Source organism: Streptomyces viridochromogenes, from assembly GCF_001270495.1.
Lineage (GTDB): Bacteria > Actinomycetota > Actinomycetes > Streptomycetales > Streptomycetaceae > Streptomyces > Streptomyces viridochromogenes_A.
Genome location: NZ_LGUR01000230.1, coordinates 199,076 through 223,506 on the forward strand (window position 1 = coordinate 199,076; position 24,431 = coordinate 223,506).

16 protein-coding genes and 1 pseudogene are annotated in these 24,431 nt (G+C 68.6%); 8 read left to right on the forward strand and 9 right to left on the reverse strand.

The window, feature by feature from the left end; translation table 11 throughout:
• Window positions 1-712: 712 nt before the first annotated feature.
• Together ADK36_RS34430 and ADK36_RS48335 are read left to right on the forward strand one after the other, a co-directional pair.
• Window positions 713-2,239 (forward strand): MFS transporter, encoded by a 1,527-nt coding sequence (locus ADK36_RS34430; protein WP_267887433.1) that lies wholly within the window; start codon window positions 713-715, stop codon window positions 2,237-2,239.
• Window positions 2,240-2,528: 289 nt separating this feature from the next.
• Window positions 2,529-2,719: pseudogene (locus ADK36_RS48335) on the forward strand (MFS transporter); the annotation flags it as partial.
• A 321-nt stretch (window positions 2,720-3,040) separates the two neighbouring features.
• Here the strand turns inward: ADK36_RS48335 and ADK36_RS34435 are convergent.
• The 3 genes from ADK36_RS34435 to ADK36_RS34445 form a co-directional block, all read right to left on the reverse strand.
• A complete protein-coding gene (locus ADK36_RS34435) occupies window positions 3,041-3,976 on the reverse strand; it encodes an ADP-ribosylglycohydrolase family protein (protein ID WP_053200253.1) in 936 nt (311 codons plus the stop codon).
• 12 nt (window positions 3,977-3,988) lie between these two features.
• Window positions 3,989-4,648 carry a histidine phosphatase family protein gene (locus ADK36_RS34440; RefSeq protein ID WP_048580290.1) on the reverse strand — a complete coding sequence of 220 codons (660 nt, stop codon included), beginning with the start codon at window positions 4,646-4,648 and terminating at the stop codon, window positions 3,989-3,991.
• 119 nt (window positions 4,649-4,767) lie between these two features.
• The gene (locus ADK36_RS34445) at window positions 4,768-5,373 is read right to left on the reverse strand and encodes a YdbC family protein (RefSeq protein ID WP_048580291.1); all 606 of its coding nucleotides are present in this window, start codon (window positions 5,371-5,373) and stop codon (window positions 4,768-4,770) included.
• Window positions 5,374-5,528: 155 nt separating this feature from the next.
• Between ADK36_RS34445 and ADK36_RS34450 the strand changes: the two genes are divergently transcribed.
• Window positions 5,529-6,062, forward strand: coding sequence for a TerD family protein (locus ADK36_RS34450; RefSeq protein WP_048580292.1), 534 nt, complete (start codon window positions 5,529-5,531; stop codon window positions 6,060-6,062).
• 130 nt (window positions 6,063-6,192) lie between these two features.
• On the opposite strand, the gene ADK36_RS34455 is transcribed toward ADK36_RS34450, so the two are convergent.
• Entirely contained in the window at window positions 6,193-9,087 is a 2,895-nt protein-coding gene (locus tag ADK36_RS34455) for a vitamin B12-dependent ribonucleotide reductase (RefSeq protein WP_053200256.1), read from the reverse strand.
• Between the two features lie 164 nt (window positions 9,088-9,251).
• Window positions 9,252-9,821, reverse strand: coding sequence for a transcriptional regulator NrdR (gene nrdR / locus ADK36_RS34460; RefSeq protein WP_048580294.1), 570 nt, complete (start codon window positions 9,819-9,821; stop codon window positions 9,252-9,254).
• Window positions 9,822-10,385: 564 nt separating this feature from the next.
• Here nrdR and lexA point away from each other — a divergent pair.
• On the forward strand, window positions 10,386-11,165 hold the full coding sequence (gene lexA, locus ADK36_RS34465; protein ID WP_048580295.1) for a transcriptional repressor LexA: 780 nt from the start codon (window positions 10,386-10,388) through the stop codon (window positions 11,163-11,165).
• Between the two features lie 173 nt (window positions 11,166-11,338).
• Here the strand turns inward: lexA and ADK36_RS34470 are convergent, their stop codons facing one another.
• From ADK36_RS34470 to ADK36_RS34485, 4 genes are all read right to left on the reverse strand, one after another.
• Entirely contained in the window at window positions 11,339-13,324 is a 1,986-nt protein-coding gene (locus ADK36_RS34470; protein ID WP_053200258.1) for an ATP-dependent DNA helicase, read from the reverse strand.
• Window positions 13,325-13,777: 453 nt separating this feature from the next.
• Window positions 13,778-14,668 (reverse strand): GNAT family N-acetyltransferase, encoded by an 891-nt coding sequence (locus tag ADK36_RS34475; RefSeq protein WP_053200260.1) that lies wholly within the window; start codon window positions 14,666-14,668, stop codon window positions 13,778-13,780.
• Between the two features lie 121 nt (window positions 14,669-14,789).
• Window positions 14,790-16,901, reverse strand: a complete 2,112-nt coding sequence (locus ADK36_RS34480; protein WP_425315287.1) for an IucA/IucC family protein — start codon at window positions 16,899-16,901, stop codon at window positions 14,790-14,792.
• A 238-nt stretch (window positions 16,902-17,139) separates the two neighbouring features.
• The gene (locus ADK36_RS34485; protein ID WP_048580298.1) at window positions 17,140-18,858 is read right to left on the reverse strand and encodes a diaminobutyrate--2-oxoglutarate transaminase family protein; all 1,719 of its coding nucleotides are present in this window, start codon (window positions 18,856-18,858) and stop codon (window positions 17,140-17,142) included.
• 609 nt (window positions 18,859-19,467) lie between these two features.
• On the opposite strand from ADK36_RS34485, the gene ADK36_RS34490 reads away from it, so the two are divergent.
• From ADK36_RS34490 to ADK36_RS34505, 4 genes are all read left to right on the forward strand, one after another.
• Window positions 19,468-20,406 carry an amidohydrolase family protein gene (locus ADK36_RS34490; protein ID WP_053200262.1) on the forward strand — a complete coding sequence of 313 codons (939 nt, stop codon included), beginning with the start codon at window positions 19,468-19,470 and terminating at the stop codon, window positions 20,404-20,406.
• Window positions 20,407-20,560: 154 nt separating this feature from the next.
• Window positions 20,561-21,412: an alpha/beta fold hydrolase gene (locus ADK36_RS34495; protein ID WP_053200263.1), complete on the forward strand. Its 852-nt coding sequence runs from the start codon at window positions 20,561-20,563 to the stop codon at window positions 21,410-21,412.
• Window positions 21,413-21,609: 197 nt separating this feature from the next.
• Window positions 21,610-22,830, forward strand: coding sequence for a trypsin-like serine peptidase (locus ADK36_RS34500; RefSeq protein WP_053200264.1), 1,221 nt, complete (start codon window positions 21,610-21,612; stop codon window positions 22,828-22,830).
• A gap of 258 nt (window positions 22,831-23,088) precedes the next feature.
• On the forward strand, window positions 23,089-24,324 hold the full coding sequence (locus ADK36_RS34505) for a trypsin-like serine peptidase (protein ID WP_053200265.1): 1,236 nt from the start codon (window positions 23,089-23,091) through the stop codon (window positions 24,322-24,324).
• Window positions 24,325-24,431: the final 107 nt, after the last annotated feature.

Here is a 24,431-nt window from a genome sequence, read left to right on the forward strand (position 1 = left end):
GCCGTCACCGGCCGCGAATCCTTCCCCCGGACCTCAACATGACGCGCTGCCCAACCCTCGTCATCAGCCTCGAAATACAGCCACAGATCTTCGTCCTTGGAGTAGGCGCGGAACCAGGTCGTCATGCCGCCATCGCGACCCACGACCTTGACCAAACACATACGGGCACACCCGCCCCCCGGCAGCGCCGATTCGGCTTCCCATGACTTGCGGCTTCCGCCGGTGACTCGAACCTGCACCAAGCGACACCGGCTACCGGCTACCGACTACCGACTCAAGCGCTCAACCGCCTGAATCACGAGCTCCCCACTCCCGGCCGACGGCGTTCCCTGTCGCCCAGTCCCCCATCACGGACTCGAACTTGCGCAGAACCCGGCACCCCGGAACCCCGGCCGACGACCCAAGTCACGCTCCGCCAGCCCCTCCCTCTCGTTGCACCCTCCCACGAGAACCCTCTGCGACAGCGCGGCAGCCACTCCCGCCTTCTCCGGGATCACCTCCCGCCCATCACACCTGTTCGGTACGGCAGCAGTGCCGCCGGGCCCAGCGACCTTCTCAACCCACGGCGCCACTTCAAGACCAACCCCCTTAGAGAACGCTTGTGTTCACGAAGGCCGACTCGCTATCGTCCCGAGTAGTGAACGCATACGTTCACTACTTCGTCTCTGGGGGACATTCTGTGACGCACGATCAGATACAGACGCAGTCACCCGTGCCCGCGCGACCGGGTCCGGCCTCACGCCCGACACGCCCGGGCATCGCGCTTACGGTCATCGCTGCGTGCCAGCTGATGGTGGTTCTCGACGCCACGATCGTCAACATTGCCCTGCCCGACATCCAGACCGCACTGAACTTCTCCACCACCAACCTGACGTGGGTCGTCAGCGCCTACACCCTCACCTTCGGCGGCCTGCTGCTGCTCGGAGGTCGAGCCGGGGACATCCTCGGGCGCCGCAGGGTCTTCATCGCCGGCATCCTGCTGTTCACCTTCGCCTCGCTGCTCGGCGGACTCGCCCAGGAACCCTGGCAGTTGCTGGCCGCACGCGTCCTGCAGGGAATGGGCGGCGCGATCGCATCACCCACCTCGCTCGCGCTGATCACCACGACGTTTCCCGAAGGCCCCGAGCGCAACCGGGCATTCGGCATCTTCGCGGCCGTCTCCGCGGGCGGCGGCGCCATCGGACTCCTGGCCGGCGGACTGCTCACCGACTGGCTCGACTGGCGCTGGGTGCTCTTCGTCAACGTACCCATCGGCATCCTCATCGCGGCACTCGCACCGCGCTACATCAACGAGTCCGAGCGCCATCCCGGCCGCTTCGACCTGACCGGCGCGCTCACCTCGACGCTCGGCATGGTCGCGCTGGTCTATGGGTTCATCAGGGCGGCATCCGACGGCTGGCGGGACTCGCTGACGCTCGGCGCGTTCGGCGCGGCCGTGGTACTGCTCGCCGCCTTCATGTTCGTCGAAAGTCGCGCCAAGGAACCGATCACCCCGCTGCGGATGTTCGCCGACCGCAACCGCTCGGGCACGTACGTGATCATGATCAGCCTCGCCGCGGCGATGTTCGGCATGTTCTTCTACATCGTGCTGTTCGTGCAGAACGTGCTGAGCTACTCCCCCATCCGCGCCGGCCTTGCCTTCCTGCCTGTCACCGTGGTCATCGCGCTGGGTGCGGGGATATCGCAGCGGCTGCTGCCGGTGCTCGGCCCCAAGCCGTTCCTGATGACCGGAACCGCCCTCGTCACCGTCGGCCTGGCCTGGCAATCTTTGGTCGACTCGGGCAGCTCGTACGTCGACGGGGTGCTCGGCCCGATGCTGGTTTTCGGCTTCGGCATGGGACTCAATTTCGTCACCCTCACCGTGACCGCTGTATCCGGCGTCGCCCCGCGCGAGGCGGGCGCAGCCTCCGCCCTTCTCAACACGACACAGCAGGTGGGCGGTGCACTCGGTCTTTCCATCCTCACCACGGTCTTCGGCTCGGCCAGCCGCGACGAGGCCACCAAGCAAGTAGCGTCGTTCATGGCCCAGGCCACGCCGGAGCAAAAGGCCGCCTTCGCCAAGACCCACCAGCTGCCCGCCCCGTGGAGCGACGAAGTCCTCGCCCAGGGGATCTCCACGGCCTTCATCCCGGCCGCCGCCATGGCCGTCCTCGCGTTCGTCGTCGCTGCGGTCGTCGTACGGGTCCGCAAGAGTGACTTGGAAGCCCTCAGCGGCGCGAGCGGCGTCCCGGCCGCATAACCCGGCGCGCGTCCCCCGATCACGGCGTCCGTAACCGACCGCCCCACCAGCCGCGGGTACATCGGCCCTACGGACGCCGTGCGGCGCCCCCGACCAGGCGGCTCCCGCCGCCACGCCGCAGCCCGAATTCGGAACCTGACAACGCCCGCTGGAACGCCACCGGACGCGACGATTGTGAACATCGCGCTCCCGCAGTCCAACATCCTGCTGTTCACCATCGCCTCGCTGCTCGGCGGACTCGCGCAGGAACCCCGGCAGTTGCCGACCACACGCGTGCTCCAGGGCGTGGGAGGCGGAGTTCACCAAGACGCAGCAGCTGCCCGGCCCGTGGGGGCACGAAGTACTCGCCCAGGGCATTCGACGGGCTTCGTGGCGGCCGCTGCGATGGCGGTACTCGCCATGGCCACCGCATGGTTCGCCATCCGGGTCCGCAAGAGCGATCTGGACGCCCTCGCCGGGACGGCGGGTCCGATGGCCGGCCGACCCGGCCGGGCCCACGAAGAACCGCGGATGGCCGGATCGCGTCCGGGGGACCGACTGCGAGGATGACGGGCCGGCCATCCGCACCACCCTTGTGCCGACCGACGACAGGCGAGTCCCGTCGACACAGAAAGACCGAAGACCGCCCCACGCGGCAGCCGCCGCGACGAACAGCACGCCCAGCACCGACATGAACTTGATGACCCCACCCCCTGCGCCGCCCGTTTTGCCATGTGCGTGTGCGACCCCAGAGGTCGCACACCAGCTGCCACGACAACGGATGGTTGGTTACGCAGAGTTCCCGGCGTGCACAGAAAGTTATTAGAGGCGCGACCGGGCAGCGGCACTGCGTTCCGCCGACGTCGGCATCCACTCCGGGAATGCCTCGGTCCGCTCCACCCACTCGGCCGGCACCGACCCGGCCTTCCCGGAACCGATCACACCGCCCACGATGGCGCAGGTGGTGTCCACGTCACCGCCGACCTGCGCGGTCGTCCAGAAAGCCCGCTCGTAGTCGCCGAGGGCCCGCGCCGCGGACCAGAGCGCGAAGGGCACGGTGTCGTGGGCCGTCGTACGCCGACCGCAGCCCAGGACCGCCGCGACGGTGGCCGCGTCGGCGTAGTCGAGCATGTCCCGGGCGCGCCGCAGACCCGCTCCGACCGCGCTCTTCGGGACGAGAGCGACAACGTCGTCGAGGAGCGACTCAGGGCTCGGCGGGCCGCCGGGGGCGGCGGCGAGCGCGGCGGCGGCAGCGACAGCCATGGCACCGACGACGGCCTCGCGGTGCTGATGTGTGGGGTAGGCCGAGATCTCGGCCTGGTGGGTCGCCTGCTCCGGGTCGTCCGCGTACCAGGCGCCGAGGGGAGCGATCCGCATCGCTGCGCCGTTGCCCCAGGAACCCTGCCCGTTGAAGAGCGCGGCCGACAGCTCACGCCAGTCCCCGCCCTCCCGAACCAGGCGCAGCAGCCGGTTGACCGCAGGGCCGTAGCCCCGGTCGAAGTCATGGTGTTCGGCGAAGGAGCGGGCCAGGGCGTCCTGGTCGATGCGGTGGTGGGCGGCCAGGACGGCGACGACGGAGCAGGCCATCTCCGTGTCGTCCGTCCACTGCCAGGGCCCGGACGGCAGCTCGCGTCGCTTCAGCAGCGGATAGTTCACCGGAACGAAGAACTGCGAGCCCAGCGCGTCCCCCACCGCGAGTCCGCGCAGGCTGGCCAGGGCGCGGTCGAGGCGCCCTTCGGGAGAGGAGTCAGCGGTCATCGCCCTGCCACTCTATCCGGTGATCCCGTACGGTTCCGGATCTCGCCAGCGATCGAAAGGCCGGTCAAGCGTGTACTTGCCGTCGTCCCCGAGAACGAGCATCCGCATCTCCGCGTTCCCCGGGTTCGACAGCGACTCGAATTCCGCGACCGTCCAGTGGAACCAGCGCATGCAGAACAGTCGCATCGCCAGACCATGGGTCACCAGCAGCACGTTCGGCGGATGGTCGGGCGCCTCGAAGCTGCGGAACAGGCTCTCCAGGAAGTTGCCGACCCGGTCGTACACGTCGGCGCCGGACTCCCCCTGGGCGAAGCGGTAGAAGAAGTGGCCGTACGCGTCCCGGTAGGACTTCTGGAGACGTACGTCATCTCGGTCCTGCCAGTTTCCCCAGTCCTGCTCGCGCAGCCGGGGCTCCTCGCGCACCCGTATGAGCTCGGGATCCAGGTGAAAGGCGCGCAGTGTTTCGTGCGTCCGGCGATAGGGCGAGACGTACACGCTGACCCGCTCACGGCCGAACACATCCCGCAATCGTTTGCCCGTCTCCTCGGCCTGAAGCCAGCCCCGCTCGGTGAGGTCCAGCGCGTGGTCGGGTTCACGCTCGTAGACGGTGTCATCAACATTGCCCGTTGACTCGCCGTGCCGGACAAGGACGATGCGCCGTGGTCGTGCCATGCCAAAACCCTAGATCGGATCACGGCCCGTCGAGCACTCGTACGGTCTCCATACGGCGCAGGTCACACATTTCCTGCACCATCGGCCACGTCAAGGCACACCACTAAAGGGTCCGGAATTCAAACTATCCAGGTGGGTTCGAGTTCCACGATGTCACCCGTAAGGGCCGCGACGTCCGCCTCGATCTGGGCTCGCAGCGCCAGTCGCTCCACGCGCTCCGTCCGGTACTTGCCGTGTTCAGCGGCCGAGCGCCACATCGACAACACCAGGAACTCATGGCCCGGGGCCTCGCCGAACAGTCCGCGGATCATGCCCGGGGAGCCTGCCATCGCGGGGTTCCAGACCTTCTCCTGCATGAGCATGAAGTGTTCAGCCCGTTCTTGATGGACACGACAGTGAGCCACCCGGACGAGATCCGCGTCGGTGAAGCGCGGCTCGAAGCCGGTCTTCACGTCGAAGCGGTAGTCGAAGAGTCTGACCTGCATGTCTTTGTAGGTGCCCGACTGCGCCGTCGCCAGCCTGTTGTGGGAGCGCGCCATGAAGGAGTCGTAGAAGGAACGGCTCTCCCAGAACGAGAAGATGTGTGCCACCCCCTGCCGCCCCCGACTCCAGCCACCACCCTGCCCCCGAAATCCCGGCTCCCCCAGAAGCCCCGCCCACTTTCGCTGCCCCCGCTCGAACCCGCGGCGGTCCACCACGGTGCAGCGAATCCACTTGACCAGCACCGCGCCATCGTACGGCCACGGAGCGTGGCGCCGGTCACGCTCGGCCGGAGAGCTTCCCGGTGTGCGCGCCTGCGCGCGTGGCAGGATGGACAACCGGCCGTCTCTGCTGGGCAGTTCAGGCCGGAACATAAGCGGAACGGGGAAGGGGACGCCTGGTGAACGCCATCAACAAGGGGATCCGGAAGGTCGAGATCTCACTCAAGTGGGATCCGAGTGCGGCAGGGCAGCCGCCCACCGATCTGGACCTCGTCGCCGCGACCTACCTGGCGAGCGATCCGTACGGCGATCCCGCGTACGTGGTGCACTTCGACAGTCGCTCTCCCGACGGCACCATCTATCTCAACCGGGACAGCAAGGACGGCAAGGGCTTCGGCTGGGACGAGGTCCTGACCGTGGAGCTCGACCGGCTCGACAGCCGGTACGCGCGCGTGGTGGTCGGAGTCGCGATCCAGCAGAACCCCGCGAACCGCACCTTCGTCAGCGTCGTCAATCCGGCCCTGCGCATCCGTGAGGGCTACACCGTCATGGCCGAGGACGACTTCGGCGGCGTCCTCGGGTCGACAGCGGCGACGGTCGCGGAGTTCGTACGCGAGGGATCGAGCACGTGGGACTTCCACCCGGGCATCCACGGCTTCGAGGACGACCCGGCGACATTCACTGCGACCATGGGCGGGACTCGCCGGCCCTGAGCCGACTCCTACGTCCGCCTGGGCATACGGCGATGCGGGGCGCCGACACTTGGTCGGCGCCCCGCATTAAGGGCCTCGTCGGGGGATCTCAACGGCTACCCGACGTCGGGGGCTACGCCCCCGCCCGGCGTCAGCTGCAGCCGCTGGTCGAGCCGCAGCCCTCGCAGATGTAGCAGGAGCCGGCCCGCTGCATCTTCGTACCGCAGGAGAAGCACAGCGGGGCGTCGGCCTGGATACCCAGCTGCATCTCCACCAGCTCAGCGCTGGTGTGGGCCTGCTGCGGGACAGGCTTGGCCGACCCGGTGTCCGCCTTAGGGGTGGCGACGGCCTTCAGCTCCTGGGCGCGGGGCGCCGACTGGGCCAGGCCCTCGACGTCGACCTCGTCGTCGGACGGCTCGTACGAACCGGTCTCCAGGTGGCGCTGACGCTCCTCGGCGGAGTGGATGCCGAGCGCGGAGCGCGTCTCGAAGGGCAGGAAGTCGAGCGCCAGGCGCCGGAAGATGTAGTCGACAATCGACTGCGCCATCCGCACGTCCGGGTCGTCCGTCATGCCGGCCGGCTCGAAGCGCATGTTGGTGAACTTCGAGACGTACGTCTCCAGCGGCACGCCGTACTGCAGACCCACGGAGACGGCGATCGAGAACGCGTCCATCATGCCCGCGAGGGTCGAGCCCTGCTTGGACATCTTCAGGAAGACCTCGCCGAGACCGTCGTCGGGGTAGGAGTTGGCGGTCATGTAGCCCTCGGCCCCGCCGACCGTGAAGGACGTCGTGATGCCGGGACGACCCTTGGGGAGGCGCTTGCGGACCGGGCGGTACTCGACGACCTTCTCGACCGTCTCACGGATGGTGGCCTCGGCCTTCTCCGTGATCTCGGCCTTCTCCTTCTCCTTGGTCTTCGCGGAGAGAGGCTGGCCGACCTTGCAGTTGTCGCGGTAGATGGCGAGCGCCTTGACACCCATCTTCCAGGCCTCGAAATAGACCTCTTCGACGTCCTCGACGGTCGCCGACTCCGGCAGGTTGACCGTCTTGGAGAGCGCGCCGGAGATCCACGGCTGGATCGCGGCCATCATGCGGACGTGGCCCATCGCGGAGATGGAGCGCTCGCCCATGGCGCAGTCGAACACCTCGTAGTGCTCGTGCTTGAGGCCGGGGGCGTCGATCACATTGCCGTGGTCGGCGATGTGGGCGACGATCGCCTCGATCTGCTCCTCCTGGTAGCCCAGGCGGCGCAGGGCCTGCGGCACGGTGCCGTTGACGATCTGCATCGAGCCGCCGCCGACCAGCTTCTTGAACTTGACCAGGGCGAGGTCGGGCTCGAGGCCGGTGGTGTCGCAGGACATCGCGAGACCGATGGTGCCGGTCGGGGCGATGACGGACGCCTGGGAGTTACGGAAACCGTTCTTCTCACCGAGGCGCAGCACGTCCTGCCAGGACTCCGTGGCCGCGGCCCAGATCGGCGTGTCCAGGTCGTCCATCCGGACGGCCGCGGTGTTGGCGTCGGCGTGCTGCTTCATGACGCGCAGGTGGGGCTGGGCGTTGCGCGCGTAACCGTCGTACGGGCCGACGACCGCGGCGAGTTCGGCGGAACGCTTGTACGACGTGCCGGTCATCAGGGAGGTGATGGCACCGGCGAGGGCGCGGCCACCGTCCGAGTCGTACGCGTGCCCCGTCGCCATCAGCAGGGCGCCGAGGTTGGCGTAGCCGATGCCGAGCTGGCGGAACGCGCGCGTGTTCTCGCCGATCTTCTGCGTCGGGAAGTCCGCGAAGCAGATGGAGATGTCCATCGCGGTGATGACGAGCTCGACGACCTTCGCGAAGCGCTCGACGTCGAAGGACTGGTTGCCCTTGCCGTCGTCCTTCAGGAACTTCATCAGGTTCAGCGAGGCGAGGTTGCAGGACGTGTTGTCCAGGTGCATGTACTCGCTGCAGGGGTTCGAGCCGTTGATACGGCCGGACTCCGGGCAGGTGTGCCAGTGGTTGATGGTGTCGTCGTACTGGATGCCGGGGTCGGCGCAGGCCCAGGCGGCCTCGGCCATCTTGCGGAACAGCGCCTTGGCGTCGACCTCTTCGATGACCTCGCCGGTCATACGGGACGTCAGGCCGAACTTGCCGCCCGACTCGACGGCCTTCATGAACGTGTCGTTCACGCGGACCGAGTTGTTGGCGTTCTGGTACTGGACGGACGTGATGTCGTCGCCGCCCAGGTCCATGTCGAAGCCCGCGTCGCGCAGCGCGCGGATCTTCTCCTCTTCCTTCACCTTGGTCTCGATGAAGTCCTCGATGTCGGGGTGGTCGACGTCGAGGATGACCATCTTGGCGGCGCGACGCGTGGCGCCACCCGACTTGATCGTTCCTGCGGAGGCGTCGGCACCGCGCATGAAGGAGACGGGACCGGAGGCGTTGCCGCCGGAGGACAGCAGCTCCTTGGAGGAGCGGATGCGGGAGAGGTTCAGGCCGGCGCCGGAACCGCCCTTGAAGATCATGCCCTCTTCCTTGTACCAGTCGAGGATCGACTCCATGGAGTCGTCGACCGACAGGATGAAGCAGGCGGAGACCTGCTGCGGCTGGGGCGTACCGACGTTGAACCACACAGGGCTGTTGAAGCTGAAGATCTGGTGCAGGAGGGCGTACGCCAGCTCGTGCTCGAAGATCTCGGCGTCGGCGGGCGAGGCGAAGTACTTGTAGTCCTCGCCGGCCTTCCGATACGTCTTCACGATGCGGTCGATGAGCTGCTTGAGGCTCACCTCGCGCTGCGGGGTGCCGACGGCACCGCGGAAGTACTTGCTGGTGACGATGTTGACCGCGTTCACCGACCAGAAGTCGGGGAACTCGACGCCGCGCTGCTCGAAGTTGACCGAGCCGTCGCGCCAGTTGGTCATGACGACGTCACGGCGCTCCCAGACCACCTCGTCGTACGGGTGCACGCCGGGGGTGGTGTGGATGCGCTCGATACGCAGTCCCTTGGTCGCCTTGGTGCCCTTGGCGCGGGAACTCCGTGCCGGACCGCTCGCCGTCTCTGTCATGCCGCCTCCCTGTACGGGCTAAAACGCCCTGAAGTGCCCCGATGTTCCCCGTGGCACGTGTTCTGTCTGGTGCTGCGGGCACCCTCTGATCGCCACCCGCAACAGGTCTTCTGCCGCCGCTTCTCAGCCGGATCCGAAGTCCGATGACCGGATCCGGCCCGCCCTCAGTCGGCGGCGTTGGCGGGCACGGGGACCTCTGCAGCCCCTCGGGACCCGCGGTCGTCTTCCTGGCTCCCCGCAACTGCGCCTGCGTCGTCTTCGCGGTCGTCGTCGTCCGCGGCGGGGTGTCCCGTCGCCTCCCTCAGTTCCGCGATCGCGGCCTCGAAGTCCTCGAGCGAGTCGAACGCCCGGTAGACGGAGGCGAATCTCAGAAAGGCGACGAGGTCGAGTTCCTGCAACGGGCCGAGTATGGCCAGCCCCACGTCGTGAGTGGTCAGCTCGGCGCTTCCGGTGGCTCGCACCGCCTCCTCGACCCGTTGGCCGAGCTGGGCGAGCGCGTCCTCGGTGACCGGTCGTCCCTGGCATGCCTTGCGGACGCCGTTGATGACCTTGGTACGACTGAATGGCTCGGTGACTCCGGACCGCTTGATCACCATCAGTGAGCATGTCTCCACCGTCGTGAAACGACGGGAGCAGTCAGGACACTGGCGGCGCCTGCGGATCGACGTGCCGTCGTCGGTCGTACGGCTGTCGACGACGCGACTGTCGGGGTGCCTGCAGAAGGGGCAGTGCATAACTCCAACCCTCCTCACAGCAGACTCAATAGCCTCGCTGGGCCTCATGGGCCCCTCGAAGCAGCCCCAAGCATAGGCGATCTCCGAGCGGTCGAAGACCGGGGGGACCACAACTTCTGGGCTGCTGCCGCAATCCAACCACTAGATGTGGGGATTGGCTCATACATCGATGCCGTTCCCGCGTGTCGCACAGACCCTGGCATGCGCCATGCGGCCACACCGGCACACCGCACGCTTTGATGCACGGCCATACCCCCACGGCACATACGGAGATACCGTGAGCGCCACACGGAGGGGACGTGGGACTCCCGCGCAGATGGGGGGTCGCTTCCCGGCTGATCCGATCTCGGATGGCAGACTGGGGCGACAACCTACGAGGTCGCCACCCCGGCGCTGAAGGGTACAACAATGAACCCTTTTGCCCGTCGGACTTCGCGTCAGGCATACACCTGGACACACGATCACGTCAGGTGATTCGCGATTTTTCACTCGAACGTGTGTTTGGCGCAACCTTTCGAAAGCAACTACCGTTGTGCAGCAGGGAGACCATCGAGAGGGGCCGACGTGACCACCACCGCAGACAGTGCCACCATCACTGCCCAGGACCGCTCCCAGGGCCGACTCGAGCCGGTGCATGCGATGAACGAAGCCATGAATCCCGAGGCGCACAAGCGCTCCCTGCCGGGCCGACCTCCCGGCATCCGGGCGGACAGCTCAGGGCTTACCGACCGGCAGCGCCGTGTGATCGAGGTCATCAGGGATTCCGTGCAGCGGCGTGGCTACCCGCCGTCGATGCGGGAGATCGGCCAGGCGGTCGGCCTGTCCAGCACGTCCTCGGTGGCACACCAGCTGATGGCACTGGAGCGCAAGGGCTTCCTTCGCCGTGACCCGCACCGCCCGCGTGCGTACGAGGTGCGCGGCTCCGACCAGGCCGCCTCCGTGCAGCCCACGGACACCACCGGCAAGCCCGCCGCGTCGTACGTCCCACTGGTCGGCCGTATCGCCGCCGGTGGCCCCATCCTCGCGGAGGAGTCGGTCGAGGACGTCTTCCCCCTCCCCCGCCAGTTGGTCGGCGACGGCGAGCTGTTCGTCCTGAAGGTCGTCGGTGACTCGATGATCGAGGCCGCGATCTGCGACGGCGACTGGGTCACGGTCCGGCGTCAGCCGGTCGCCGAGAACGGCGACATCGTGGCCGCGATGCTCGACGGTGAGGCCACCGTCAAGCGTTTCAAGCGCGAGGACGGCCACGTCTGGCTCCTCCCGCACAACTCTGCGTACGAGCCGATTCCCGGTGACGACGCGACCATCCTGGGCAAGGTGGTGGCAGTGCTGCGGCGCGTGTGACGGCTGCGGCGGGCGAGGCCGAAGGCGCCGCCCCCTGACCGGGCCCCGGGACCCCTGCGCCGGTTCCGGGGCCCTGTGCTGTTCCGGGTCCTGTGCGGTGCGCGGGACCCGACGTCAGCGGACACGACATCGGGGGTTAGCCTGTCGCGGTGCCGCGACAGGCTAACCCCCGATCACTGTTCAGCCTCAGCCTCCGCCTTCGTCGCCGCTGCATCGATCGCGGCCAGCGACTTTCGGACCTGGTTACGGTCCGTCGTGTACCAGAAGTCGGGCAGTGACGCCTTCAGATAGCTTCCGTACCGGGCCGTGGCCAGCCGCTGGTCCAGTACGGCGACCACACCACGGTCCCCCGACGCCCGTACGAGGCGACCGGCACCCTGGGCCATGAGCAGCGCGGCATGAGTGGCTGCGACCGCCATGAAACCGTTGCCGCCGGCGTCCTCCACCGCCTTCTGGCGAGCGCTCATCAGCGGGTCGTCCGGACGCGGGAACGGGATCTTGTCCATGACGACCAGCTGACAGCTGGGGCCGGGGACATCGACGCCCTGCCACAGGGACAGGGTTCCGAACAGGCACGTCTTCGCGTCGGCCGCGAAGTTCTTGATCAGCTCACCGAGCGTCTCCTCGCCCTGAAGGAGGATCGGGAACTCGGGGATGCGCGAGCGAAGCTCCTCGGCGGCCAGCTGAGCGCCTCGCATAGAGGAGAAGAGGCCAAGCGTGCGGCCACCTGCCGCCTGGATCAGTTCGGTCAGCTCATCGAGCATGTCCACACGGTCGCCGTCCCGCGCGGGGCGCGACAGGTGCTTGGCGACATACAGAATGCCCTGTTTGCGGTACTCGAAGGGCGAGCCGACATCCACCCCCTTCCACTGCGGAAGGTCATCGCCCTCAGTGCCCTCGGGAGCGAGTCCCAGGGACGCACCGACGCCGTTGAAATCGCCGCCGAGCTTCAAGGTCGCGGAGGTCAGAACGACGGAACGGTCCGCGAAGAGCTTCTCCCTCAACAGACCCGACACGGACATGGGTGCCACGCGCAGGGACGCGCCGAAACGGTCGTGCCGCTCGTACCAGACGACGTCCCACTCGGAGCCGTTCGTGATCCGCTCCGCCACGTCGTGCACGGTCTCGACCGAGGCCAGCGCCTGCTTACGGACCGCGTCCTCGTCCTGCACGGACTTGTCGCGAGTCGCGCCGATCCCGGAGATGACGGTGCGGCAGGCGTCGCGCAGCGCCATGAGCGCGTAGGCGAGATCCTCCGGGATCTCCTCAAGACGGCCCGGCAGGGCCAGCTCCATCAGCCGTTCGAAGCCCTCGGCGGCGGTTTGGAGCTGGTCGGCGGCCTTCTCGTTGACGAGCTTCGCGGCGCGGCGCACCGCGCGGTTGACCTGGCCGGGCGTGAGCTCGCCCGTGGCGACTCCAGTGACCCGGGAGACCAGTTCGTGCGCCTCGTCGACGATCAAGACCTCGTGCTGCGGCAGTACGGGGGCGCCCTCGATGGCGTCGATCGCCAGCAGCGCGTGGTTCGTGACGACGACCTCCGCGAGCTTGGCACGCTCACGGGCCATCTCGGCGAAGCACTCGGCGCCGTACGCGCACTTCGATGCGCCCAGGCACTCGCGCGACGACACCGACACCTGGGCCCAGGCCCGGTCGGACACACCGGGCGTCAGGTCGTCGCGATCGCCCGTCTCCGTCTCGTCGGACCAGTCTCGCAGCCGCAGCAGGTCCTGCCCCAGCTTGCTGGTGGGCGCGGCCGCCTCGAATTGGTCGAAGAGACCCTCCTCCTCGTCCTGCGGGACGCCCTCGTGCAGGCGGTGCAGGCACATGTAGTTCGACCTGCCCTTGAGCATCGCGAACTCGGGGCGACGGCGCAGCAGCGGGTGCAGTGCGTCAACGGTGCGCGGCAGGTCCCGCTCCACGAGTTGCCGCTGGAGAGCCAGGGTGGCCGTCGCCACGACGACACGCTCCCCCTGCGCGAGCGCGGGCACGAGATAGCCCAGCGACTTTCCGGTGCCGGTGCCGGCCTGGACCAGGAGATGGGAACCGCCGTCGATCGCCTCCGCGACGGATTCGGCCATGGTCACCTGGCCGGGGCGCTCCGTACCGCCGACGGCAGTGACGGCAGCATGCAGGAGTTCGGGGAGTGAGGGCTTCGTCATAGCGCGACCACCCTACGGCCCGGCACTGACAAACGGGTCCTCACGGTGGGGAGGAGCGACGGGATCAAGACCCGGCATTCCTCGGGTGGGGATCGGATCGGCTTGGGTGGATGTGGGATCGGATCGGTTGAGGTCAAGGCCTGTCCGCCTGTGATCCAGATCGGTTCGGATGCGGCCCGGCCGATGCGGCGCGGCGGGGATATGCGGCTGTGGCCGGGGCCGGCAGGTACGGATTTCGGCGGGCCTCGTGCTGAGCGCCTCGTCTCGGGCAGTCGACCCGACCGTGGGCGGGATCGACTCGGCCTGAATCCGGATTGTCGTCGGGACGTGACTCCGGTTGTCGTCGGGACGTGATTGCGGTTGCCGTCGGGATCCGAATCCGGTTTCTCGTCGGGACTGGGAACCCGATCGACCCGAGCGGTGTACCAAAAGTGATGACGCTGCGACATGGCGTCACAGCAGTTGGCGCAGACTCCGGTCTCTGACCATCAGGGCAGCTCGTTTGGCGGGCAGTTCGATCTCGGCGGAGAACCGGAAGCCTGCGTCCAGGAAGGCGGCGACGGAAGGGGTGTTGCGAATGTCAGGTTCAGCGATGATGCGAGCGCAGGCGGGACGCTTGTCGAGCGCGAGATCGGCGACGGCGCGGAGGAGAATTCCACCGAGTCCTCGCCCACGATCACCGACGGCGCCGATGAGGAGATGGACACCGGTGTCATGGGGCCGAGCCGGGTAGTGCCGGGCCAGCGGGTCGAGGTCGGCTCGGTAGATCTCCCAGTAGCTCATCGGCGTGCCTTCCAACAGACCCAGGCACGGGACGCTGCGTCCGTCACTGGCGAGATGGGACCGCAGGTGCTCCTCAGTGGCGTTCTCGGGTCCGGCGAGCCCCCAGAAGGCCGCGACAGCAGGGTCGTTCATCCACCGGCCGATGATCGGGAGGTCTCGTTCGATCCGCACGGGAACGAGGTGCAGCACTCCTACGGGGGTGCCGATCGGCCCCCAGTCGGCAACGTGGTCGAGCAGATCGTCGGCGATCGACAGGTCGGAGGCGACGGCGGTTGCGCCTACAGCTGGGGACGCTGAGGCTGCGGCCGTGCCTGACCCCTGGTCCCGCTCCCCTTCGGCACCGGCGTCCTCCGCGATGAGCGCGACGAGCTCATCAGTCAGGGGCATGTCCAGCGTGTCCTCGCTGTCTGCGCTGTCTGCGCTGTCTGCGCTGTCTGCGCTGTCTGCGCTCGCGACGGTAGCTGGGGCGGTACGGCTCTCACGAGCACCCGGGCTCGCGGCAGTGCCGGCGTCGGTGACCGGGGCGGTACCGGCGTTGGCACTCGCGTCGGTGGGAGGCACAGCGACGCTCCTCTCAGGAGGCGGGGTGGGTCATGTTCCTCAGGGATGCAGGGGGTTGGGGAAGGCGGTTGGTGAAGGAGGTTGGGGCGTGAGGTGACGAAGGGCGAGGCGACGGTGACGATCAGCTGTGCAGGGGGTTGGCGATGGTGACGTAAACGGACTGTGTGTCGACCGGGCCGACGAGTTCGTCGAGGCCATGTACCCGGGTCAACAGATTCGCCTTGCACCGCAGCACTGGTGAATCGAGCAGGCGTGCGGGCAGTGATGTGCTGAGCCGGGCGGGACCGGAGGCCATGTCGCCGAGAAAGCGGCGGAACGCGGCGAGCAGCAGCTGTTCGTCGGCGAGGCGCTGGGAACCGAACGCGCCGATGAGACCGAGCACGTTGTTGATCGCGAGGTAGTACGCGAAGCGCTCGTCGGTGACCTCGTCCGAGACGAAGGTGTCGCTGTGCTCACCGATGCCGGGAAGCCGGGCGTCGAGCTCCGCGCGGCGGGACTCACGGAAGTAGTAACCCTGGTTGTCGCGGTACCGGCCGCCCGAGGGCCAGCCGTCACCATCCAGCAGGAGCAGCGTGTTCTGCTGGTGTGCTTCCAGGGCGATCCCCGCCTCGGCGTCCAGCCACAGCACTGGGCGGACGACCTGTTGGAGGTAGCGCAGAAACCACTCGGCGGCAACGGCTCCGTGAGGGCGGCTCGTTCTCGCGGCGAGGCGCGTGACGACTTCGGCCAGACGGGACCTGAGGACTTCCTTGCCCGACCGAGGTTGGTCGTTGACGGTGCCGAAATGTTCGCGAGGGAGGAGGGAGACGAGTCCGGCTACGCAGGAGACGTTGTCGGAAGGCTTGAACGGGTTGTGCCGGATCACCACATCGAAGCCGGGCACAGGAACGCCGTCCGGCCCATCGACGCCGAGCCACGCCGGGTCACGAACGATGTCGAACCCCGGGTGCGCGGCCTGCCACTGCGCCGAAAGACCGCTGCGCAGGAGTCGGTGGACCTCGACGCCGCGGTGGAGTTCCTTGCGGAGGTTCTCACGGCAGGAGTTGGTGATCCGCAGGCCCAGCGAGAGCTTGAGCATGGCGGTGGCACCGGACGTGTGGACGGTTCGTACGGAGGAGGTGGGATGCCACAGGGCGCCGTGGGCTCCGAGGTCCCGGAGCAGCCCGCCCTCGGCCAGGGCCGCGATGTCGGGACGGTGCCGGACCTCACGCTGCTGCCAGGGGTGCAGGGGCAGGGCCGCGTATCCGTCGGGCAACGGCAGTTCAGGGCCGGCGAGTCGGGCCGTGAGCTGGGTGGCGGGGACAACACGGCCGCGTTCGGTCCAAGCCGAGTCAGTGGCGAGCAAGGAGGGAGCGACTGCCAGCCAGTGCAAGGGAAAGGAGCCACACAACTCGGGGGAGTACGACCGCGCCTCGGCCTCGGAGAGACCCTCGCGGCTCTTCGGCGTCGGGTGGAGCGGGTGCCCTAGCAGGAGTGCCTGCTCGGCCGCGAGGAAGCGGTCAGGGGAGTCGACGGGATTCTCACGGCGCTCGCTGATGAAGGTGACGGTGCGCCGGACAGAGTCGGCGACCCGGGAAACGAGGTCGGTGGACGCGGCGGAAATCGCGGTGGCCAGGTTTGTGGGCGTTGGAGAGACGGGTGACTCGGATACGGCAGGGGGTGCGGGGACGACGAACTGCGGGGACACGGCGGCAGCCGCCGAAACGGGCGGACCGGGGACGCCGATGGAGGCAGCGGAGTTACGGACGGGGGAAGCAGGGCTGCCGCCGCCGAGCGTCTCCCGGACGAGCAGTGCGGCGAGGGTGACAGCGTCGGTCGGCGGAGACTGAGCCGGGGTGTCGGCCAGGTGCGGGAGCCCGAAGCGGTGCCAGCCCGTCGGGGACCAGTAGTGGACCGGCACCAGCAGGGTTGTGCCGGTGGCGGGCAAGGGGATGCGGAGGAGCCCGTCGTCGGGTGCCGGCACGTTGGTCTCGCGTACCCAACACCGGAGCAGGTTCTCCACTGCGGCGGCCTGGGCTGCGATGTGCGGGTCGGGATGCTCCAGCAGGTCAGTTGTAGCGCCGGGCAGCCTCTCGGCCTCCGGGGCGCCTCTCTTCGTCGGCGCGGGTACCGGCACGTGAGCAGCGGCAATCTCTTGTACCGCCGCGGGCGGCTCCTGCTGGGAGCGCTGTGAGGCGAAGGAGGCCCGCGTGCCGGTATCGGCACGGCCATCGGTTGTGGGGGTGGTCGTCAAGGCTGGTCCTCTTGAAGTGGTCCTGGCTGTGCGGCGACAGCCGCCGTGCTGCGGTGTGTGTGCGTGGGGGTGGCCTTGAGCGGCCCTCATTCCCAAGGTGCGCTCGGAGGGGGTGTGTCGGTTGGCAGTGAGGATTCGATGGGACGTGAGGGGGCGCTCGGGAGCGGGTCGGTCGACGGACACCGTCGCGACAGCACAGTGCGGCGTAGGTGGTGGCGCGCCCTCGTCGGCTGCCGCGCTATCCGGCCTTGTCGGCCCGATCGCCATGCATTCGGTGGCCCGGGTGCCTCTGGTGCATCTGGCCCTGGCCGGAGTGACCGGTGTGATCGGTGTGGCTGGAACGGCCGCGGGAGACCGCGTCCACCGCGTCGGCGAGCCGGTCCAGCACCGCTTCAGCCTGCTCATCACTGATGGTGAGGGGCGGAAGCAGCCGTACGACGCTGGAGTGGCGGCCGCCGAGTTCGACGATCAGGCCGCGGCGAAGGCACTCGCGTTGGACGGCAGCTGCGAGGTCGGGGGCAGCTGGGCGTGGAGGGCTGTCCGGTTCCTGCGCTGCCTCCGCCGTTGCTCCTCCGCCGACGGGCACGACGCCTTCCGAGAAGGCGCCCGCGGTGCGCGCAGGGGCGCGGCCGACGAGACCGCCTGCCGTACCGTCCCCAGGCCAATCGAGAGCGGCCGAAGCACCCGGTTCGTCCTGGCCAGGAACGCCCCCGCGTCCTTCCAGGGCAGCCAGGGCACCCAGCTCACTCCCCGCCCCCACCGACACCGCCAGGCCCGCCGGCCGCCCCTCAGCAGGTGCGGACTGGGCCTGTGGCTCCACCACCTCGACCCCGATCATCAGCCCTCGCCCCCGCACATCGCCGATGCATGCGAACTCCCCTGCGAGGAGCTGAAGTTGGCGAAGCATCCGCGAGCCCAGTTCGGCCGCTCGCTCGGCGAGCCGGTTCTCGCGGACGTACGCGAGGGTCGCTGTCCCGGCGGCCATGGCGAGCTGGTTGCCGCGGAACGTCCCGGCGTGAGCGCCGGGTTGCCAGGCGTCGAGTTCGTCGCGGTAGACGATGACCGCCAGGGGCAGGCTGCCGCCGATGGCCTTGGAGAGGACCATGACGTCGGGGGTGACTCCGCTGTGCTCGACGGCCCAGAAGGCACCGGTGCGCCCGACCCCGGTCTGAACCTCGTCGGCGATGAGTGGGATGGAACGGTCGGCCGTGATCTGCCGCATGCGCCGCAGCCAGCCGTCCGGCGCGGGGATCACGCCGCCCTCGCCTTGGACCGGTTCGAGGATCATCCCGGCGGGATGCGGTACTCCCGACTTGGGGTCTTCGAGAACGGACTCGGTCCAGCGGGCGGCGAGTTCGGCACCGCGTTCGCCGCCGACGCCGAAGGGGCAACGGTAGTCCTGCGGGAACGGCAGGCGCGCGACCCGCACGTCGAAGGCGCCCCCGGACGCTTCGAGCGCTCCGGCGGTCATCCCGTGGTAGGCGCCGCTGAAAGCGAGGATTCCCGTCCGCCCCGTCGCGGCCCGGACCAGTTTGAAGGCGGCCTCCACCGCGTCGGTACCGGCCGGTCCGCAGAACTGCACGCGCGCGTGGTCGGCGAGGCCGGGCGGCAAAGTGCGGAACAGCTCGGTGATGAAGGCGTCCTTGACGGGGGTTGCCAGGTCGAGGACGTGCAGCGGAGCGCCCGAGTCCAGGACCTTGCGGATGGCCTCCAGGACCACGGGATGGTTGTGCCCGAGCGCCAAAGTCCCCGCACCGGAGAGGCAGTCCAGGTAGCGGCGGCCGTCGGCTCCTTCGATGGTCAACCCCCGTGCCCGCACCGGCACGATCGGCAGAGCACGCGCGTAGGTGCGGGCCGCCGACTCACGCGCCGACTGCCGCCGCAGGATCCCCTCGTGCACAGCGCGCGCCCCCGCCGACTCGGACGTATCCCCGCGCACAGATTCGGTCACGGCCATGGCTCCCTGTCCTCCCGCTGTCCAGGGGCGAGCAGGTCTCTCGCATCCTCGCCCGACCCGACATACGAAGCCCCGCGAGCGTCCACTCGAAACTCCGGGGAACTGGGCACAGAGGACCGCACACAGACAGCAGGCCCCCCACCGCTACCAACCCCGGACCGTTCACCGGGTTACGGGTTACTTCAAGATCCTTGTCGACCACGCCCTCGACGGCGCGACCATCGCTGTCCAGGGGGTGGTGGGAGCTCCCGACGGGAAGTCGGCGCCCGACTCGGTGACGCTGTGCCGCGCGAGTTGCGGTCAACACGGGCGGCTCGGCGTCGTTCATGCCGACCTTCGCCGTCAGAGAAGCCACCGTCAGGGGCCTGCCAACCGCTGCGCCTGAGCACCGAACGGCCCGCTACGACCAACCCGGGCTCGCCCACTCGGGTGATTCCCCGGTCGGCCACACCCGCTGTCCGGGGCCAGACCAACCGCCCATCCCCGCCGCCCACCCCAAGGGGGTACCTGTTGGACACGAGCTGTCCGCCGCAGCCCCGCTGCCCCACGGCCCGCACCCATCCGCATCCCCGTACCCCGTACCCCGTACCCGAGGAGGCTCGGACAGATATGACGGAGCCGGCGCGTATCGATGTGCACCAGCACCTGGTCCCACCGGACCGCAGCCGTGCGATGGCCGACCGAGCTGCGGCCCTGGGCTGGCCCGCTCCCGTGTGGGACGTTCAGGGCGCGATCGCGATGATGGACCGGAGGTCGATTGCCACTGGCCTCCTGTCGTTTCCCGCGCCGGTCGCAGCCCGGGACGACCCCGCCGCAGCCCGTACCGGGGCCCGGAGTGTGAACGAGTACACCGCCGAAGTCGTCAAGGACCGGCCCGATCGCTTCGGGCACTTCGCCGCTCTCCCCCTGCCCGACGTGGACGCCGCGCTCGCCGAGGCCGCCTATGCACTGGACGAGCTGAATGCCGACGGGCTGATGGTTCTGTCCAACGTCCACGGCAGCTACCTCGGCGACCCGGCGTTCGATCCGCTCTGGGCCGAGCTGGACAGCCGTGCGGCTGTCGTCCTCGTCCACCCCACCGCGCCGCCGGTCGCGCCGATCCCCGGCCTGCCCAGCCCTTTGGTGGACTTCCCGTACGACACCGCCCGCACGGCCCTCCACCTGGCCCTGAACGGAGTACCGGGGCGGTACCCCCGGATGAAGATGATCCTCCCCCATGCCGGCGGCTTCCTGCCGTATGCCGCCCACCGCTTCGCGGTCGCCGCCAGGCTCCACCCCGATTCCACACCCGAGGGTCTGCTGAGCGACCTTCGGCGCTTCTACTTCGACACCGCCATCTCCGCCGGCCCAGCCGCCCTCCCCTCACTGCTCGCCTTCGCCGCGCCCGGACATGTCCTGTACGGCAGCGACTTCCCCATGCTTCCCGAGGAGTGGGCCACCGGGTTCGACAGTGGACTGGACGACTACCCGCACTGGGAACCCGAACAGCTCCACGCCGTCAACCGCGGCAACGCCGAAATCCTCATCCCTCGGCTCGCCCGGTCCTGACTCCGGGGCGGTCACACGGTTACGGCGTGGCTGTCATGCTGCGCTGCGCGAGGTCAAGGGCGTTCGACGAGCCGACCGCCCCGCCACCTCCAGCCTCCAGCCTCCAGCCTCCAGGAACACCGAACGACACTTCACCATGAGACGGAGCCCTGCCATGCGCAGCGACGTTTTCGAAGCCGACGGAGCGCGGCTGTACCACGAGGTGCGCGGCAGTGGGCCCGCCTTGCTGATGATCAGCGGGGCCGGAGGGGACGCCGGATACTACGCAGGGGTCGCGGAGGAACTGGCCGATGCCTTCACCGTGATCACTTACGACCGGCGCGGCAACTCCCGCAGCACCGGCCGCTCCGCCGAACCGATGAAGCTCGCCCAGCAGGCCGCCGACGCTCGCCGGCTGATCGACTCGGTGGCGGGCGGACGTGCGCTTGTGTTCGGCAACAGCGGAGGCGCGATCATCGGCCTCACGCTGGCCGCACTGCACCCTCAGGTACTGACCGGGCTCATCGCGCACGAGCCGCCGGCCGTGAACGTCTTGCCGGACGACGACCCCGACCGCGGATTCTTCGCCGACATGGCCGCGTTGTACGCCGAGGGTGGCGCCCCGGCGGCGGGGCGCCGTTTCGCGGAGACGACACGTGGCGAGGGGACGTACCGTTGGCCCGACGACCTCTGGAAGCGGTTCCTGGGGAACCAGGACCACCTGTTCGGCACGGAGTGGCCCGGCTTCGCGGGCTTCCGTCCCGACACCGAGGTCCTGAAGGCCGCGCCGTTCCCGATCGTGCTTGCCGCCGGCGCCACCGACCGGGGTGCGTATTACGCACGTCCCTCCGTCGAGATCGCCCGCCGGATCGGTGTGCCGTGGGTGGAGTTCCCGGGCATCCACATGGAGTTCCTGCGCAACCCGGCGATCTTCGCGGCGGCGCTGCGGGTGCCGGCGACTCAGATGCTGAGCTGTGAGGGCACATTCGGCCGCCGAAGCAGCGCACACCGCGGTCCGCGTCAATGATCTCTCTCCCTAGATGAATTGCCAGGTCAGGCAGCCCGTAGCGAAACCGTTGCCGTTCCGACGGAACTCCCCCACAGCGAGCGCATAGTGTGTGTTGCCGTCCCAACGCGCCGTGACATCAAGCCGAACCAGCGAATGAACTGGGGGAAGTTCACGGCCGCAGCGCCAAGTACCGTCACCTCAGGGGGAGTCAGACCATGCGATCGATACGGCCGTCGTTCACCGCTCGTCGAGGGAGGAACACGCGCCGCACAACCTCCCCGCTGCCCGTGGTCGCGCTCGCCGCAGCGCTGGCCTTCACCGCGACGGCCTGCGAGTCGGGCGACGCCGAGGCGGGCGGCGAGGCCACCGCCTCCGCGGCGGCCGGGGGTGAGGGCAAGATCACGATCCCGGACGACATCAAGGACAAGCTCAAAGAGCACGGGATCGACATCGACAAGTGGAAGGACGGCGCCTGGAAGCAGTGGGACAAGGACGACTGGCTCCGCGAGGCCCAGGACTACATCAACCCGATCATCGAGGGTCTGTGGGACCCGGACCGCATGCGGGACGCCGAGGATCCGGACCGGGGTGTCGACGACAGCGACCTCTCCGGTGACCAGGGCGTGACCGATCCGACGCCGGATCCCGTGGACGCACAGGCCGTGTCGCCCGCGTACCACGCCAACGCTCCCGAGGCGGGCAAGGTGTTCTTCGACTCCCCCGAAGGCACGATGGTCTGCTCGGCGACGGTCGTGCAGGACCCGGCCAACCCCGGTAAGTCCAACATGGTGTGGACGGCCGGCCACTGCGTGCACGCCGGCAAGAGCGGCGGCTGGTACCGCAACATCGCGTTCGTGCCGTCGTACAACGACTCGGGCATGTCGGCCGCCGAGATCAAGAACGCCACGCGGGAGGAGGTCGCCCCGTACGGCGTCTGGTGGGCCGACTGGGCGCAGACCTCGGACCAGTGGATCGCCCAGGGCGGTGCGACGGGCGGTGACGGTGCCTCGTACGACTTCGCCGTACTGCATGTGAAGCCCGAGGAGGGCGGCAACGGCAAGTCCCTGGAGGAGATGGTCGGTTCGGCCCTCCCGGTGGACTTCAACGCCCCCGCCGTCCCCGAGGTGGCCGGCATCAAGGCGATCGGCTATCCGGCGGCCGCGCCGTTCGACGGCCAAAAGCTGTACCAGTGCCAGGACAAGCCGGGTCGACTCTCGCTCAAGACGTCGGACCCGACGATGTACCGCATCGGCTGCACCATGACCGGCGGTTCGTCCGGCGGCGGCTGGGTCGCTACGGGCTCGGACGGCCAGCCGGCGCTCGTGTCCAACACCTCCATCGGACCGGTGGATTCGGGCTGGTTGGCGGGTCCGCGGCTCGGCAAGGACGCCAAGGTCGTCTTCGACGGGGTGAGCAAGAAGTTCGCCGGTCAGTGACCTTCACCGGAAACCGGTCGGTGACAGCACCATAGGCAGTGGTGGCGGTGAAGCGCGGAGAAACCTTCACCGCCTCACCGCCGTTCGCCCTCAACTCCACGGGCATAGTGGGGTGTCGCGTCGGAGGGGCCGCACAAGGGTGTACACGCCCCCTTCGTGACCAGCACCTTTCACCATCTGACAGCACGTGGCATTTCGCAGTCGGCACCTGACATCAGGCGCGACGGCACCGCACGCTCCAACGGGGGTTACCGCACCATGCGTTCCGCACACATGCCCACAGCTCCACACCGCAGGCGGCGCTCCGCCCTCGCCACCACCGGCCTCGTCGCCGCTTTGGCGCTCACCGCGACCGCCTGTGGCGGCTCGGTCGAGGACGCGGCGAGCGACAAGGCCGATGCGGCCGCGTCCCAGGCCGCCGACCTCGGCAACGGCAACGGCAACGGCAACGGCAAGATCGAGATCCCCACCGACATCGCCGACAAGCTCAAGGAGCACGGCATCGATGTCGACAAGTGGACCAGCGGTGGCTGGAAGGACTGGGACAAGGACAAGTGGCTCAGCGAAGCCAAGGACTTCGTCAACCCGGTGATCGAGGGCCTGTGGAAGCCCGACCGGATGCAGTCCGCCAAGGAGGCCAACAAGACGGTCACCACTCAGGACGCCGCGGCCGACCAGGGCGTGAGTGACCCGGAGCCTGCGCCCGTCCAGGCCACGGCCGAGAAGACGCCGTACCACGAGAACGCCGCTCCCGTCGGCAAGGTCTTCTTCGACTCCCCCGACGGCCCGGCCGTCTGTTCCGGCACGGTCATCAAGGACGTCAACCACCCCGGCAAGTCCAACCTCGTCTGGACGGCCGGCCACTGCGTGCACGCCGGTGGCAACGGCGGCTGGTACCGCAACATCGTCTTCGTCCCGGCCTACAACGATCTCGGCAAGTCCGCGGCGCAGCTGGGCAACGCGGACTCCTCGGAGATCGCCCCGTACGGCAACTGGTGGGCGGACTGGGTCTCCACCTCGAACGAGTGGATCCAGGGCGGCTCGGACACCGGCGGCGCGGGTGCCGCGTACGACTACTCCGTGCTGCATGTGAAGCCGGAGCAGGGCTCCAAGTCGCTCGAGGAGACGGTCGGCGCCGCCCTGGACGTGGACTTCTCGGCCCCCTCGGCCCCCTCGGCGACCGAGGCCGGCACGATGGGCGCCTGGGGTTACCCGGCGGCACCGCCGTACAACGGCCTGCAGATGTTCAAGTGCCTCGACCAGCCGGGCCGGTTCTCGCTCAGCCCGACCCTGCCGACGATGTACCGCATCGGCTGCACCATGACCGGCGGTTCGTCCGGCGGCGGCTGGTTCCGGGTGGTGGACGGCAAGACCAAGCTGGTGTCGAACACCTCGATCGGCCCCGAGGACAACACCTGGCTCGCGGGCCCGCAGCTGGGAGCGGACGCCGAGGCGGTGTACCAGCACATGAGCAAGACGTACGGCGGTCGGTGACGCAGGGTGAGCAGCAAGGCGTACGGCGGTCGATGACGCACGCGGACTGAGACGTACGGAAGGCCCGCCCCCTGGAATTCGCACGACAGGGGGCGGGCCTTCGGTGT